The sequence below is a fragment of the Sporosarcina sp. P3 genome (genome assembly GCF_002743415.1).
GTDB lineage: Bacteria > Bacillota > Bacilli > Bacillales_A > Planococcaceae > Sporosarcina > Sporosarcina ureae_A.
This window is the reverse complement of record NZ_PDZE01000004.1, coordinates 22,643-37,630: the sequence shown is the minus strand read 5'-3', so window position 1 is coordinate 37,630 and position 14,988 is coordinate 22,643. Positions and strand designations below refer to the sequence as shown.

The 14,988-nt window shown below is 42.7% G+C and carries 15 protein-coding genes and 1 other annotated feature; of the genes, 11 read left to right on the top strand and 4 right to left on the bottom strand.

The genetic code is table 11. The features are described from left to right. The first annotated feature begins 30 nt into the window (after window positions 1–30). The 4 genes from CSV61_RS06435 (at window position 31) to CSV61_RS06425 (ending at window position 3,104) form a co-directional block, all read left to right on the top strand. Window positions 31–927: a fumarylacetoacetate hydrolase family protein gene (locus tag CSV61_RS06435; RefSeq protein WP_099638707.1), complete on the top strand. Its 897-nt coding sequence runs from the start codon at window positions 31–33 to the stop codon at window positions 925–927. A 92-nt stretch (window positions 928–1,019) separates the two neighbouring features. Beyond that, complete coding sequence (locus CSV61_RS06430; RefSeq protein WP_099638524.1) at window positions 1,020–1,394, top strand: YisL family protein; 375 nt, start codon at window positions 1,020–1,022, stop codon at window positions 1,392–1,394. A 30-nt stretch (window positions 1,395–1,424) separates the two neighbouring features. Further along, window positions 1,425–1,556, top strand: coding sequence for a hypothetical protein (locus CSV61_RS17180; RefSeq protein ID WP_255408169.1), 132 nt, complete (start codon window positions 1,425–1,427; stop codon window positions 1,554–1,556). A gap of 177 nt (window positions 1,557–1,733) precedes the next feature. Continuing rightward, the gene (locus tag CSV61_RS06425) at window positions 1,734–3,104 is read left to right on the top strand and encodes an alpha-amylase family glycosyl hydrolase (RefSeq protein WP_099638523.1); all 1,371 of its coding nucleotides are present in this window, start codon (window positions 1,734–1,736) and stop codon (window positions 3,102–3,104) included. 274 nt (window positions 3,105–3,378) lie between these two features. Here the strand turns inward: CSV61_RS06425 and CSV61_RS06420 are convergent, their stop codons facing one another. Then, on the bottom strand, window positions 3,379–4,236 hold the full coding sequence (locus tag CSV61_RS06420) for a DegV family protein (RefSeq protein WP_099638522.1): 858 nt from the start codon (window positions 4,234–4,236) through the stop codon (window positions 3,379–3,381). A 12-nt stretch (window positions 4,237–4,248) separates the two neighbouring features. Next, window positions 4,249–5,073 (bottom strand): Cof-type HAD-IIB family hydrolase, encoded by an 825-nt coding sequence (locus CSV61_RS06415; protein ID WP_099638521.1) that lies wholly within the window; start codon window positions 5,071–5,073, stop codon window positions 4,249–4,251. Window positions 5,074–5,245: 172 nt separating this feature from the next. On the opposite strand from CSV61_RS06415, the gene CSV61_RS06410 reads away from it, so the two are divergent. The 4 genes from CSV61_RS06410 (at window position 5,246) to CSV61_RS06395 (ending at window position 9,615) form a co-directional block, all read left to right on the top strand. Further along, the gene (locus CSV61_RS06410; RefSeq protein ID WP_099638520.1) at window positions 5,246–6,022 is read left to right on the top strand and encodes a prolyl oligopeptidase family serine peptidase; all 777 of its coding nucleotides are present in this window, start codon (window positions 5,246–5,248) and stop codon (window positions 6,020–6,022) included. 46 nt (window positions 6,023–6,068) lie between these two features. Beyond that, on the top strand, window positions 6,069–6,383 hold the full coding sequence (locus CSV61_RS06405; protein ID WP_083035252.1) for a metal-sulfur cluster assembly factor: 315 nt from the start codon (window positions 6,069–6,071) through the stop codon (window positions 6,381–6,383). Between the two features lie 458 nt (window positions 6,384–6,841). After that, entirely contained in the window at window positions 6,842–7,321 is a 480-nt protein-coding gene (gene rraA, locus CSV61_RS06400; RefSeq protein WP_083035253.1) for a ribonuclease E activity regulator RraA, read from the top strand. Between the two features lie 155 nt (window positions 7,322–7,476). Then, window positions 7,477–9,615, top strand: coding sequence for an ATP-dependent Clp protease ATP-binding subunit (locus CSV61_RS06395; RefSeq protein ID WP_369824327.1), 2,139 nt, complete (start codon window positions 7,477–7,479; stop codon window positions 9,613–9,615). Between the two features lie 54 nt (window positions 9,616–9,669). Here CSV61_RS06395 and CSV61_RS06390 read toward each other — a convergent pair whose 3' ends face one another. After that, entirely contained in the window at window positions 9,670–9,852 is a 183-nt protein-coding gene (locus tag CSV61_RS06390; protein ID WP_029052481.1) for a DUF2929 family protein, read from the bottom strand. 178 nt (window positions 9,853–10,030) lie between these two features. Between CSV61_RS06390 and CSV61_RS06385 the strand changes: the two genes are divergently transcribed. Both CSV61_RS06385 and fabF read left to right on the top strand, forming a co-directional pair. After that, entirely contained in the window at window positions 10,031–10,963 is a 933-nt protein-coding gene (locus tag CSV61_RS06385) for a beta-ketoacyl-ACP synthase III (RefSeq protein WP_099638518.1), read from the top strand. 44 nt (window positions 10,964–11,007) lie between these two features. Further along, window positions 11,008–12,243: a beta-ketoacyl-ACP synthase II gene (gene fabF / locus CSV61_RS06380; protein WP_099638517.1), complete on the top strand. Its 1,236-nt coding sequence runs from the start codon at window positions 11,008–11,010 to the stop codon at window positions 12,241–12,243. Between the two features lie 608 nt (window positions 12,244–12,851). Here the strand turns inward: fabF and trpS are convergent. Continuing rightward, window positions 12,852–13,838, bottom strand: a complete 987-nt coding sequence (gene trpS, locus CSV61_RS06375; RefSeq protein ID WP_099638516.1) for a tryptophan--tRNA ligase — start codon at window positions 13,836–13,838, stop codon at window positions 12,852–12,854. Window positions 13,839–13,931: 93 nt separating this feature from the next. Next, window positions 13,932–14,145, bottom strand: a binding site (T-box leader). 435 nt (window positions 14,146–14,580) lie between these two features. Here trpS and spxA point away from each other — a divergent pair. Next, a complete protein-coding gene (gene spxA, locus CSV61_RS06370) occupies window positions 14,581–14,979 on the top strand; it encodes a transcriptional regulator SpxA (RefSeq protein ID WP_009765721.1) in 399 nt (132 codons plus the stop codon). Window positions 14,980–14,988 lie beyond the last annotated feature (9 nt).

The window sequence follows — 14,988 nt, the reverse complement described above, 5'->3', positions numbered from 1 at the left end:
GAATTCACATGGAAAGGGTTGGGTATTGAAATGAAACTATTGTCATTCCGTTACGAAGGACAGACTTTATTCGGACCAAAAGTTAAACGCGAGGAAGCTGTATGGGATCTAATCGCAATGGCTGAAGCGTTGGGACAAACTGATTTCCCCAAAACGATGATCGAAGGCGTTTCCCACGGTATGGATTTTGTAGAGGAAGTTCGTAAATTGGTAGAGAAAACGGAAGCTGAAGGAAACGTAGAGCAGTTTAAACATGCGTTCACTGACATCGAGTGGTTATCTCCCATTCCACGCACACCGAAAAACGTGTTATGCGTTGGAAAAAACTACCTTGATCATGCAGAGGAACTTGGATCGAAAGCACCTGAGAAATTGATGCTATTCACCAAGTCCCCAACAGCCATCGCAGGGGACGAGCAATCGTTATCAATCCATAGTGAAGTGACGGATTCATTGGATTATGAAGGAGAATTGGCTGTCGTGATTAGTAAGACAGGCAAAAATATTCCAAAGCAACTGGCATATGATTACGTATTTGGTTACACAATTGGTAATGATATTACAGCACGCAATATCCAGACAGAACACAAACAGTTCTTCTTAGGTAAAAGTTTAGATGACTCTTGTCCCATGGGGCCTTATGTGGTGACGAAAGACGAAATTCCAAATCCGCAAAATTTATCCGTCGTCACAAAAGTGAATGATGAAGTGCGCCAAAACGGTAATACGTCCAACATGATTTTCAAAATCGATGACTTGATCGCGGAAATCTCTAAGTACGTCACATTAGAGCCGGGCGATGTAATTTTGACAGGTACGCCAGCTGGTGTTGGTAAAGGTATGACACCACCAACGTATTTGAAAAAAGGCGATACAGTCAAAGTATCCATCGAAGGAATCGGCACACTAGTTAACCGTTTCGAATGATACGTAGGTCTATGAAATAAGCAACAGAATAGTCGTAGTTTGAAAGATATGGTAGAATATCAATCGACTATACTAATAATGAGGTGGAAGTAATGGGATTTTTAACTGATACAACCCATATGCATATTTTTACATGGGTAGTAGGAATTGTACTATTTTTAGTAGCAGCCAGTATGGCAACAGGAACAAAAGGAAAAAAGATTACACATATGATTTTGCGTCTGTTCTATGTATTGATCATCATCACAGGAGCTGCGTTATTCTTTAAGCATATGAGCATTGATTCCATGTTGTACGGTATTAAATTTGTCCTAGGTATTCTGACAATCGGATTTATGGAAATGGTTCTAGTTCGCGGAAATAAAGGGAAGAATACAGGTCTTATGTGGATTCTCTTCATCGTCGCGCTACTTGCTACGCTGTTCATAGGTTTCAAATTGCCAATGGGCTTCAACTTTTTCGCATAATCACTATTGACTACTAAAGGAGATGAGCAAATGGCAACACAGGTTGGCTGGATATTTTTACTTGTAATCCTGGTACTGATGGGACTGTTTGCCGTCTCCGTTGTAGTCAGTGCGCGTAAACAGCGGGATCTCAAACTTTTAACTGAAGAAGATCGCGAATAATTATGCTTCGGCAGTAGAGATTTTTCTCTACTGCTTTTTTTATTGACGTGAGCGTCATACTTTCACAAGATTGTCTTATTTATAGAACGCCTCCATGGATTTCACAAGAAAGAATGGCATGGCTTGCTACCGTTTGATAAACTAAAAGAAGAGTTTGTATGAGGAGGATTTACTAAAGTGAAACGAATAATCGGACTACTGGCAACTTGTATGCTTGCCCTATCGATAGCACCACCCGCTTTTGCAGATACCGATCGATCTTTCAGCGATGAAAGTATCTATGATTTACTTGTTGACCGTTTCAATAATGGGATTGAATCTAATGATTTCGATGCCGACGCAAAAAATCCAGCAATTTTTAACGGTGGCGACTTCGCTGGAATCAGCAATCGATTGCAACACTTGATCGATATGCACTTTACCATGATCTCTGTCGGACCGGTTTTCAAAACGGCTTCGTATGATGGCAATGAAGTATTGGATTACGATGAGATTGAGCCGCATTTCGGAACAGCGGAAGAATTCATTGCATTAATTGAAGAAATGCATGCGAACGATTTGAAGATCATGGCAGACTTCCCTTTAGTAGGTGAAGTAAGCAATCCGGCTGTACAGCAAGAACTGCTGGAATCCGCTGTACAATTTGTTTCCGATTATGAATTGGACGGGCTTCGTCTGACATTACTGGATCATGCGGATACGGGGTTCCTAAACGACATGATCGAAGCAGTGAAGGAAGCTAATGCTGATCTATACGTCATTACAAATGAACAGAGCGATGCATCATTTGACAGTATGCCGGCTGAAGAACGAAGTGCAGCGATCCAAGAATCGTTTGTGCAAGTAGACCCGGATACGTCTTCATTAAACCAGTTTAGCAATGAAGATACAGGGAAATTACTACAATTTGATGATTTAACTGGTCCACGTTTTACATATAAAATGGTAGAGCTTCGTCAATTCCCACCGACACGTTGGAAAGTAGCGACGGTTGCACAATTCATGCTCCCAGGCGTTCCGTTAGTACCTTATGCGACAGAAATAGCAGTCAATGGAAAAGAAGCACCGGAATCCCATCCGTTCTTTAACTTTAAGACGGATATGGAGTTACACGATTGGATTGGAGATTTGAACACTCTTCGCAATGATTCGGAAACGCTTCGTACAGGAGATTTCAAACTCTTGCATAATGAAGATGGCTTTGTCGTGTTTGAACGTTCTTCTGATGAGGAGACGTGGATTATTGCGCTCAATAATACGTCGGAAGTGCAGAAATTCGAGCTAGACCCTGCGGTATTTGGAGATAAAAAGAAGTTTCGCGGTGTGATAGGTCAGGATTTGATTAAGAAGACGAAGGATAACAAATATCCTTTAGTACTTGAGCGTGAGCTGGCAGAGATATACATCGTTGAGGAGGATAAGGGTTTCAATACCCCTTATCTGATTGCTTCTATTATGGTGGTTGTTCTGTTTGGCCTGTTTTTGTATATGGTTATACGAAAGGGCAAGCAGAGTCGGACTGAGGAAGCTGTTGGAGAGAAGAAGTAAGGGGTAAGGAACCGTTGATCGACGTTCCGGGCGGACGCTTTCCCAGGGGCCCGCGGTGAGCCACCGGGAAGAGTCGTTACGAAAGACGGCTTTTGCGAATAAAAGCGTAGCGTTAGGAGCACATCTTGGCACTCGCCCCCCTGCACTTGCGATCAACTAGGCTAGCACAGTAAACATCATGCGTTAATTCATTATGAAGAAAACCCAAGATAAGTTCCTATTCTGGAATTCATCTTGGGTTCTAGACAGTCTGCAGTTTATGCGGGCTGTTTTTTTATTCGCTTTTTGTGTTGTTAAGGAAGAATAGAGCGATAGTTCCGGGGCCGGCGTGTGAGCCGATGACGGAGCCTATTTGGTGAATTTCGATGGCTTTTGGTTGGATGACTTCTTGGATCATTTCTTGGAACTCTTTGGCAGTGGATAGGTCGTCGCCATGGCTGATCGCGATGGTTTGTTCTTGTAGATTGCTGCCGCGTTCTTCCATCATTTCGATCATGCGCCGTAAGACTTTTTTGCGTCCGCGGTGTTTTTCGATGGGGACGAGTTTACCGTCTTCTACGTGAAGTAGCGGTTTGATGTTGAGCAGTCCTCCAAAGAACGCACTTGCTTTGGATACACGCCCGCCTTTGGCTAAGTAGTCTAAGTCTTCTACTGTAAAGAGATGTTCCATATGGGTGGCCATTGTGCGAATTTCTTGTTCGATCTCTCGCATACCGATGCCTTCATTACGTAGGCGTACAGCTTCTTTAACGAGTAGACCGTAGCCGAGTGAAGCACAGTGCGTATCGATGACCGCTAAGTTCATAGAAGGGTTGTCTTCTTTTACTTGGTCGCTCGTCATGACTGCCGTTTGGTACGTTCCTGATAATTGGGAAGAGAAGGCGATATAGATGCCGTCTTCACCCGATGCTGCAAGGTCTTTCCAAGCGGTCATCATTTGATCGGGTGAAGCTTGGGAAGTTTTTGGTTGCTGTCCTTGACGGATCGCATCAAACACTTCCTTTGAGTTGATCTCGACAATGTCTTCGTATTCTTTGCCGTCTAGAAGAACGCTTAATGGGAATAGTTCAACTTCGTTTTCTGTAAAGAAGTTTAGTGGTAAATCGCATGCGCTATCCGCAAAAATCTTCATTTCTTTTCCCCCTTATACGACGATGTTTTTCTGTAAGGATAATCGTTCTTCCAGTATACGTGAAATTCCGTCTTCATTGTTCGTGTCGGTTATTTCGTCCGCGATGGATTTTAAACGGTCGATGGCATTTCCCATCGCGACACCTGTACCTGCATAGTCAATCATCTCGAGGTCGTTGTCTTCATCTCCAAATGCTATGATCCGATCTTGCGGCACATTCATCCATTTCGAAACTGCATCAATGCCTACTGCTTTATTGAGGCCGTGACGAACTATTTCTATAATATTAAATGGCGCTCCCCAACGGCGGTGATCGATGACTTCTGCATGCAAATCTTCTAGATGCTGTCGAATCGGATCAACTGTTACTGAATCGGCTTGGATTAACAAGCTAGTTGGGTCGGTTTTTAATGAATTCCGAATGTCACCCGCTGTGATGAGCGGATTGCCGAAGTTTAAAATCTCCAGAAAGCGCTCATCATGATAGTGGGTATACACATCATCTTTCACTTCTGCGATGATATTTTCGACTGAGAAATTCTGCATGGCATCTACTACTTCATTGACGATTGGCAATGCAATCGTTTCGTGAATTGTTTGCCATGAACGGTCGGTAGGGTGGTGGACAAAAGCGCCGTTAAAGTTGACGATTGGTGTCGTCAAACCAAGCTGTTGGTAATATACTTCACTAGCTCGGTAAGGTCGTCCAGTCGCAATCATGACATGATGTCCTTGTGACACAGCTGTGCGAAGTGTCTGTTCTGTTTTGGCTGAAATCACTTTTTCATCCGTTAATAATGTTCCATCTAAGTCTACTACTATCAAATGTGGTTTCAAGAAATCCTCTCCTATTACTGCTTTTACTATCAGAGTGTTATGTCTTTATAGTTTATCGTTAACCGTGTAAGTAAGTCAAAAGAATGAGCAATAAGGCGAAGGTTTTGTCTTATTTGGTATATGTTGTTATTCTAACATAACAGTAAATGATTGTAGGAAAAGAGGAAACGTCATGATTATTCGTTCAGAAAAATGGCAAGAGATCCCGGTACTTCACATCGTAGAAGAGTCAAAAGAGAAAGAACATATTCCTGTTGTACTATTTTTTCATGGATTCACTAGTGCGAAAGAACATAATTTACATTACGCATATAATCTAGCGAAACAAGGAATTCGAGTACTATTACCTGAAGCAAAACTGCACGGTGAACGCTCGGAATCAGTAGATGAATTTCAATTAGCATTAAGTTTTTGGGATATCGTATTGACTTCTATTAAAGAAGCAGATGTTTTACATGATGAACTATATGAAAAACAATTGATCGGTGATGATACACCAATTGGCATGGGGGGCACTTCAATGGGTGGAATCACGACATTCGGCTGCCTGACGAATTACGATTGGATCGACGCAGCTTCCGTCATGATGGGCTCACCTGCATTCACGCGCCTAGCCAAAGGACAAATTTCTTACGCAGAGCGTGGCGGTAAGGAAATTCCCGTGTCTCAAGAAGAACGCGAGCAACTATTCGCAGCCCTTGACCAAGTGGATCTATCGCAAAATCCAGGCAGACTGCATCAGCGTCCACTCTTCATGTGGCACGGGGAACAAGATACGATGGTGCCGTTCGCGTTGACGAAAGAGTTTTACGAAGAAATACAAGAGGATTATGAAGATCAGCCGGAGCTATTGAAATGGATGCCTAATGAACAGGCGGGGCACGCTGTTTCACGTCCAGGGATGCTGGCAGCAGTCGATTGGCTTGCACTGCATTTGCGTGCAAGGTAGTATGTTGGTAAGATAAGATTACTACACAGCAGAGAGGAGTATTTCGATGAACACAGAAGAAGAGATCAAACAGTACTTATTTGGTGCATTGGAAAACGTCATCGACCCTGAATTGGGTATTGATATCGTCAATCTTGGATTGGTGTACAACGCGGAGTTGCTTGACGAAGGAGTCGCAAAAATTACAATGACCCTGACGTCAATGGGTTGTCCAATGGGTCCACAGATTGTAGCGAATATTGAGCAGGAGCTAATGGAACTTCCAGAGGTGAAGGATACAGTGGTAGATATCATTTGGAATCCACCATGGTCCCGCGAAAAGATGTCACGTTATGCCAAGATTGCCCTAGGCGTACGTTAATCTATCATACAAACCACACCGTTTTAACGCGGTGTGGTTTTTTTATGGAAAGGGTCGGCTGTTGGGCTGTCAGGCTGACGGGCTGTTGGGACGGGGATTGGCGCTTCGGAGGGGACGCGCCAATCCCTTACAAGCTGAGTGGGTGACATTTTCTGTTATTCGGTGAAATTTGGCTTGTAATCGTTTTATAAATTGAATGTCTTTTAACTTGAACTAATAGAAACTACAACAATCATTCACTTCCTATCTGCAGTATGTAATCTAGTTACCACCACTTTGTAACTAGGATTGAAGCGTCCGCCAGCTGGAGCTTCAATCCCCTTACGGACGCCCTGTAATTATCCTTAGCAAATATCTGTAACTTCTATGACAATATATAGATTTAAAAAAGGAAATGCAGGATTTTGTCGAATAGGAATAGGGTAGCGTCAAACAGAATGTTCTAGGGGGAATGGGAAATGTCAGTTAAAACAGCAGACCTTTGCGATGACTTCATCGACGAACTGCAAGTATGCACAGTAGAGTTTAAATCCTACGGAAAGCACAAAAGATTCTCGGGGCCGATCTCGACAGTGAAAGTCTTTGAAGACAACGTACTCGTCAAGGAAGCACTGCAAACGATTCCACAAGGCCATGTATTGGTTGTAGACGGTGGAGGATCAAAGCGCTGCGCACTCATGGGGGACATGCTCGGCGAAATCGCACAAGATCGTAAACTTGCGGGCGTCATTATCTATGGCTGTGCACGCGACACAGCGGATCTTGGCACGCAGGAAATCGGTGTCATGGCGATCGGTAGCATGCCGGTCAAAAGTATTAAACGTGGCGAAGGACAAAAAGACGAAGTGCTTCATTTCGGAAACGTGGAATGGACACCAGGTCACTATGTCTACGCAGACGAAGATGGGGTAGTCGTTGCGCCTCGCCAACTAGTGTAATATACGTCGCTCGCATAATTGCGGGCGGCTTTTTCTATCTAAAAATAGTTGGCTAATTCGAGTGTTAATCTTTTACTTTACCCAAAAAATGTACTATGATTTAATTAATCAAAGATAGTCAAAGTCAAACAAATGAAAGGCGGATGTATATGCGCATGGATGGAATGCAAGAAGATCAGCGCTCACCATTAGAGCAATTCGGTCGTAATCTTGTGGAAGAAGTGAAAAACGGGAAAATGGATCCGGTGATTGGCCGGGATGAAGAAATTCGAAATGTCATCCGAATACTATCAAGAAAAACAAAAAATAATCCAGTCCTCATAGGGGAGCCGGGAGTCGGTAAAACTGCGATTGTGGAAGGTTTGGCACAGCGTATTGTAAAAGGTGACGTGCCGGAAGGATTGAAAGACCGCAAAATTTTCGAACTGGATATGAGTGCGCTGATTGCGGGTGCAAAGTATCGTGGAGAGTTTGAAGAGCGTCTGAAAGGTGTTTTGAAACAAGTAAAAGATAGCGATGGCGAAATCATCATGTTCATTGATGAGATTCATACGATCGTTGGAGCCGGGAAAACAGAAGGTGCGATGGACGCAGGGAATATGTTGAAGCCGATGTTGGCGCGCGGTGAATTGTACTGTATTGGTGCGACTACACTCGATGAGTACCGAATGTATATCGAAAAAGATGCGGCACTGGAAAGACGCTTCCAGCAAGTGATGGTACGTGAGCCGTCTGTTGAAGATACGGTGTCGATTTTGCGTGGATTAAAAGAACGCTTTGAATTGCACCACGGTGTGCGTATTCATGACCGTGCAATCGTTGCGGCCGCAACTTTATCAGATCGATATTTAACGGAACGGTTCATGCCGGACAAAGCAATCGATTTAATTGATGAAGCGAGCGCCATGATTCGTACGGAAATCGATTCGATGCCATCTGAATTGGATGCGGTGACTCGTAGAATTATGCAACTCGAGATTGAAGAGCAAGCATTGCGTAAAGAGAAAGATACGATGAGTCAGTCGCGTCTACAGACTTTGCGAGAAGAGCTACAAGACTTGAAAGATTCTTCACAAGGTATGCGAGAACAGTGGGATGAAGAAAAGGCGGCATTGAAAACGATTCAAAGTACACGTGAAGAGCTGGATCGCTACCGTAGAGAACTTGAGGAAGCGCAAGGCAGTTTTGATTTGAATAAAGCTGCTGAATTACAGTATGGTAAAATTCCAGCATTGGAAAAAGAATTGAAAGCATTGGAAAGTCCATTAGAAGGAACAAAAGATTTACGTCTTTTGCGTGAAGAAGTAACGGAAGAAGAGATTGCTTCCATCGTGGCTCGCTGGACAGGTATTCCGGTAACAAAGCTGGTTGAAGGAGAGCGTGAGAAGTTATTGCGCTTGCATGAAACATTGAAAGAGCGCGTCATTGGACAAGACAATGCAGTCCAACTCGTCACAGAAGCTGTCTGGCGTGCGCGTGCTGGGATACAAGATCCGAACAAGCCTATTGGGTCGTTCTTATTCCTTGGGCCGACTGGCGTAGGGAAGACAGAGCTTGCGAAAACATTGGCTGCGACGTTATTTGATTCGGAAGACCACTTTGTACGAATCGATATGTCCGAGTATATGGAGAAACACAGTGTGTCACGTCTAGTCGGTGCACCTCCAGGATACATCGGTTATGAGGAAGGCGGTCAGTTAACGGAAGCGGTACGACGAAATCCATATGCTGTTGTATTATTGGATGAAATTGAAAAAGCGCATCCTGATGTAGCGAATATTTTACTGCAAATTTTAGATGATGGTCGCATTACAGATAGTCAAGGACGTTTAGTTAACTTTACAAACACTGTCATCATCATGACATCGAATATCGGATCGGCTTATTTACTTGAAAATGAGTTAGACGATTCAGAGCATGCCAAAGAAGATTTGATCATGGCAGCACTTCGTAGTCATTTCAAACCGGAGTTATTGAACCGAATGGATGATATCATTATCTTCCACTCATTAACTACTGATTCATTTAAAGCAATCACTGACAAGATGCTTGGTGATTTGGTTGAGCGTCTGGAAGAGCAAGATGTAGTGTTGGTCTATGACGACGACGTACTCGACTGGATTGTTCGAGAAGGGGCAGATGCGGACTTCGGTGCGCGGCCATTGAAACGATTTATTCAGCGACATGTGGAAACGAAAGTTGCGAAAGAGGTTATACGAGGCGGTCTTGTGGAAGGACAGCAAATCAAACTCTCTATGCAAGAAGGAGAATTGATTGTGGAAGTTGTTCGATAAGATCAAAAAAAGCGTAGGAACTGTTGAACAGTTCTTACGCTTTTTGGTCGTAAATCAAACGTCTGCTGGTGATTCGTCTGGAATGATTGTAGTAATAATCAATACAAGGATAGCCAAAACGATTGAGACGGTAACGCCCGCCATGAAGTCAAATGCATTGCCCCCAATGGAGCCGGCAACATAGTTTAACATAGCTACTAAGAGGAACGACCAAACAAATGTCATAATATAGTGCATGATTTTCACCTCGACTAGTCTATTTCATAGTACATCATACCATAGTAAGCTAAAACGTTGAAATGAAATTATACATTATATTTGACGGAAACGTGTCCTCTTCTTGAAAAAACCTATTTTTTCTTCTATAATTACTACCAGGTACTAATATTAGATGATAAGGAACGGGGTAGATGAGATGAGAGCTGGACTTTTAGGGATAGGGAAATATGTTCCATCAAACGTGGTAACGAATGAAGATTTAGAGAAGCGTTTAGATACTTCAGATGAGTGGATTCGCACGCGCACTGGAATTGAAGAGCGTAGAATTGCATCAGATGACATTGACACATCAGACATGGCGTTTGCAGCAGCGAAAGATGCGTTACAATCAGCAGACATCCGTGCTGACCAAATCGGTTTGATCTTAGTGGCTACGGTAACACCGGATCATATTTTTCCATCTGTCGCCACGATGATTCAGGAACGTCTCGGTGCGAAGAACGCAGCAGCGATGGATATTTCTGCAGCATGTGCAGGCTTCATCTACGGTATAGTAACAGCAAAGCAATTTGTTGAATCAGGCACATATGATTATGTTCTTGTAGTAGGCGTGGAAAAGTTATCGAAAATCGTTGACTGGGAAGACCGTAACACAGCGGTCTTGTTCGGTGACGGTGCAGGGGCAACAGTTGTAGGAAAAGTGAGTGAAGGAAGAGGAATTCTTTCATTCGAATTAGGAGCAGACGGTTCAGGTGGAAAGCATCTCTATCATGACGAATTTCTACAAATGAATGGCCGTGAAGTGTTCAAATTTGCGGTACGTCAAATGGGGGAAACAGCAGTTAGCGTTGCGGAAAAAGCCGGTTTGAAGACAGATGAAGTAGACTATCTTATTCCTCACCAAGCGAATATTCGTATTATGGAAGCGTCCCGTGAGCGCTTAGGCTTACCAGTTGAGAAAATGTCTAAAACCGTTCATAAGTACGGTAATACATCGGCGGCATCTATACCGATTTCATTGACAGACGATTTAGCTGAAGGTCGAGTGAAAGACGATGATGTGATTGTTCTAGTAGGATTTGGCGGCGGCTTGACATGGGGCGGCTTATGTATAAAATGGGGTAAGTAAATAACCTGGAAAATAAAAGTTGACAATAGAAAGGAAGTTTGAAATTGGAAAAACGACGTGTAGTGGTAACGGGTATAGGTGGAGTTTCTCCGGTAGGTAACTCAGCTGAAGAGTCATGGGAAGCAGTGTTAGCAGGAAAATCCGGTATTGACGTCATGACAAGACTGGATCAAGAGAAATTTCCAGTCAGTGTAATGGCAGAAGTCAAAGGTTTTAATATCGAAGAATACGTGTCACGTAAAGATGCTCGTAAAATGGACCGGTTCACGCACTATGCAGTCGCATCCGCGATGATGGCAATGAAAGATGCGAACTTGGAACTTGAAGGCGACTTAGCGCTTCGTACAGGCGTTTGGATCGGTTCTGGGATCGGTGGAATGGAGTCACATGAGACACAATTCAATACATTCCTTGAAAAAGGCTATCGACGTGTCAGTCCATTTTTCGTTCCAATGATGATTCCGGATATGGCTGCAGGACAAGTCTCCATTTTCACAGGTGCTAAAGGAATCAACTCTTGTTCTGTGACAGCTTGTGCATCGGGTACCAACTCTATCGGAGATGCATTTGAAGTAATTCTGCGTGGAGATGCAGACGTTATGATCACAGGTGGAACTGAAGCACCTATCACGTCACTTGCAGTAGCGGGCTTCATCGCAAGCACAGCATTATCTTTAAATGATGATCCTACAAAAGCTTCCCGTCCGTTCGATAAAAACCGTGATGGTTTTGTAATGGGTGAAGGTGCAGGAATTATGATATTGGAAGAATACGAGCATGCGGTTGCGCGTGGCGCGAAGATCTATGCAGAAATCGTTGGGTACGGTTCCACTGGAGATGCGCACCATATTACAGCGCCAGCGCCAGGCGGAGAAGGTGGTGCGCGTGCGATGCAACAAGCATTAGCAAAAGCGGGCGTTGAACCTACGCAAGTGGATTATATTAATGCGCACGGCACGAGCACACCGTATAATGATTTATTTGAGACGATGGCAGCGAAGACCGTGTTTGGTGATCATGCGTATAAGTTGGCGATGAGTTCGACTAAGTCAATGACGGGTCATTTGCTTGGTGCAGCTGGCGGTATTGAAGCGATTTTCACTGTCAAGGCGTTGCAGGAAGGGATTTTACCTCCTACGATGAATTATGAGACACCGGATCCAGAGTGTGACTTGGATTACGTAGTGAATGAGGCGCGCAAGGCGGATATTACGTATGCTATGAGTAACTCTCTTGGCTTTGGCGGACATAATGCTTCGTTGGTGTTTAAGAAGATATAAAGTGAACGGAAAGGGTCTTTTTAGACTCCTTTCCGTTTTTTAAATGGAAGAAATTCAAGGTCAAAGGCCATGGCCAAGGTGTATAGCGCCGTTGACCGACGTTCCAGGCGGACGCTTTCCCATGGGCCCGCGGTGAGCCAACTAGGTCGCAAGCTCCCTATAGTTGTCTCACCTGATCGGGCTGATCCATCGGGAGTCGCCTTGCACTTACGGTCAACTAGTGTGTTGTTCTATCAAGTGAACATCGGAGCGTTAAAAAACTTAAAGTCAAAACCCGAACCAAATAAAATCAATTTACAATAAAAGAGACTGAAGACATGCTCCTTGGTTCGGGAGATGTTTTCAGTCTTTTTTGGTTATGACTTTTAGGACTCGTCTAATTACACCTAGTCTGAACATAGAATGAATGAAAAGGGTAAAGGACGAGATGTCTGTGACGCGATTTTTAGTATTTGTTTGTAGTTATTGTGTGATTGTCGTGACGTTGGCTAATTTGTTATTTTACTTGAATTATTCTGCGCTTGGTTATAATTACCGACAGATTTTAATTTTTATATTGCAGTCGACGGATTTTATGATGTTGGTAGCAGCGATTATTTTATTGCTACTTACCGTGTACGTCCCAAGCCCATCGCGGCCTCCATCTTTTTGAGGGTGGTGGCAGCGATGGCATTTGCTTTTTCAGCTCCTTGGTCGAGGATTGCATCGAGTTCAGGAGAGTTGATTAGTTCGTGATAACGTTTTTGGATTCCAGCTAAGTGTTCGTTAATCGCATCAGCGACACCCGCTTTAAATGCTCCGTAGCCTTGGCCTTCGTATTTTGCTTCTAATTCTTCTATGGATAAACCACTCAATGAAGATTCGATAATTAATAAATTAGAAACACCTGGTTTGTTTTCTACATCAAATTTCACGATACCTTCTGAATCGGTTACTGCACTTTTAATTTTCTTTTCAATTTCTTTTGGTGTGTCTAAAATCGTAATCGTCGCTTTTTTATTTGGATCAGATTTACTCATCTTTTTCAGTGGATCTTGTAAAGATTTTATCCGAGCTCCATTTTTAGGAATACGAACGGCTGGAATGGTCAATACTTTTCCATAACGGCTATTGAAACGCTCTGCTAGATCTCTAGTTAGCTCTAAATGTTGCTTCTGATCTTCCCCGACAGGCACGATATCCGTGTTATACAATAAAATGTCCGCAGCCATTAATGGAGGGTAGGTAAGAAGTGCGGAAGAGACACCTTCTGCTCCATCTGATTTGTCTTTAAATTGTGTCATACGCTCGAGTTCGCCAATGTACGAAATGCATTGCATGATCCATCCAGCCTGAGCATGAGCTGGAACTTCTGATTGGATAAACAATGTGGATTTATTTGGATCAATTCCACTTGCGATATACGTTGCGGCTAATGAACGAATCGCTTGTTTTAAGTCATCTGGATTTTGTTGTACTGTGATTGCGTGCTGATCTACGATACAAAAAATACACTCCTCGTCGTTTTGTAGTTCAACGAATTGACGAAATGCGCCAATGTAGTTTCCTAATGTGATGACACCTGTTGGTTGTACGCCTGAAAAAATGGTTTTCATAATCATGTATCCTCCTTTTAATTGTCGACTGGAACGAAACAGTCTGAATCGTACGTGAAAAAAGGCATAAAAAAAACATCAGTCATCCCTAGACATAGGGACGATTGATGAAAGGTAACCGTGGTACCACCCGAATTGCTACTAAGTAGCCGCTCAATTCCCGTAACGTGGGAAGACGTGATGGAGTACTCTTTTCATCCATCAAGCTCAGGAGCCCATTCTTTTTGTGCAGTTTTACTTGTTTTCACCTTATACAAGCTCTCTACAAAAACTATCACAAAAATACTTTTTCCTTCATTGCCATTCACTTATTGCTTAAGATTATAGCGATACCTTAAAAAAAATGCAACTTTGATTAGATGAAAAGAAAAAGATTTGTGCAACATGAAACCTTTCAGTACACCTGTACGTACTATATAGTGAGGGAATAATTAGCAGAAGCATTTTCTAAATGAGAATGCATGTATTTACAAATGAGATGTTTAAAACATTTCTACTCTGGGTATAAAAGGAGAAGATGTTCATTTATCGCAGAAAACTGCATGATTCTCTACTGAAATGTTGAAAAATAAGAAATTGTGAATTCCGTAAAAGTTTTTTCGAAAAACTATATTAATTGAGAATGATTATGTGTATAATGAACAGTATAGACATTAATTATAATAATTCTAAAGTGAACTACACGAATTGCAAATATACCAAATCTAATGAGCGTAAGCCGTGGGAAAGGACGTGTCAATAAATGGGTGTCACACTTTATACATCGCCTAGTTGTACATCTTGTAGAAAAGCAAAAGCATGGTTGGAGGAACATGAGATTCCGTATACAGAGCGTAATATCTTCTCTGAACCATTAAATATTCAAGAGATCAAACAAATTCTTCGCATGACAGAAGATGGTACTGACGAAATTATTTCAACACGATCCAAGATTTTTCAAAAGCTAAATGTTGACGTGGAAAGTCTTCCACTTCAAAGACTATATGAATTGATACAAGAACATCCAGGTCTTTTAAGAAGACCAATCATTCTAGATGAAAAAAGACTCCAAGTAGGGTATAATGAAGATGAGATTCGTCGTTTCCTACCGAGAAAAGTTAGAGCCTATCAGCTGCTCGAAGCGCGGCGAATGGTAAACTAATCTTAATAA

Excerpts from the sequence above, each read along its gene's own strand:
- CSV61_RS06405 (WP_083035252.1), top strand. The coding sequence starts at position 6,069 with ATGAACACAGAAGAAGAGATCAAACAGTACTTATTTGGTGCATTGGAA.
- CSV61_RS06430 (WP_099638524.1), top strand. The coding sequence starts at position 1,020 with ATGGGATTTTTAACTGATACAACCCATATGCATATTTTTACATGGGTA.
- spxA (WP_009765721.1), top strand. The coding sequence starts at position 14,581 with ATGGGTGTCACACTTTATACATCGCCTAGTTGTACATCTTGTAGAAAA.
- CSV61_RS06420 (WP_099638522.1), bottom strand. The coding sequence starts at position 4,236 with ATGAAGATTTTTGCGGATAGCGCATGCGATTTACCACTAAACTTCTTT.
- CSV61_RS17180 (WP_255408169.1), top strand. The coding sequence starts at position 1,425 with ATGGCAACACAGGTTGGCTGGATATTTTTACTTGTAATCCTGGTACTG.
- CSV61_RS06390 (WP_029052481.1), bottom strand. The coding sequence starts at position 9,852 with ATGCACTATATTATGACATTTGTTTGGTCGTTCCTCTTAGTAGCTATG.
- trpS (WP_099638516.1), bottom strand. The coding sequence starts at position 13,838 with ATGAAAACCATTTTTTCAGGCGTACAACCAACAGGTGTCATCACATTA.
- CSV61_RS06410 (WP_099638520.1), top strand. The coding sequence starts at position 5,246 with ATGATTATTCGTTCAGAAAAATGGCAAGAGATCCCGGTACTTCACATC.
- CSV61_RS06395 (WP_369824327.1), top strand. The coding sequence starts at position 7,477 with ATGGATGGAATGCAAGAAGATCAGCGCTCACCATTAGAGCAATTCGGT.
- CSV61_RS06435 (WP_099638707.1), top strand. The coding sequence starts at position 31 with ATGAAACTATTGTCATTCCGTTACGAAGGACAGACTTTATTCGGACCA.
- CSV61_RS06385 (WP_099638518.1), top strand. The coding sequence starts at position 10,031 with ATGAGAGCTGGACTTTTAGGGATAGGGAAATATGTTCCATCAAACGTG.
- rraA (WP_083035253.1), top strand. The coding sequence starts at position 6,842 with ATGTCAGTTAAAACAGCAGACCTTTGCGATGACTTCATCGACGAACTG.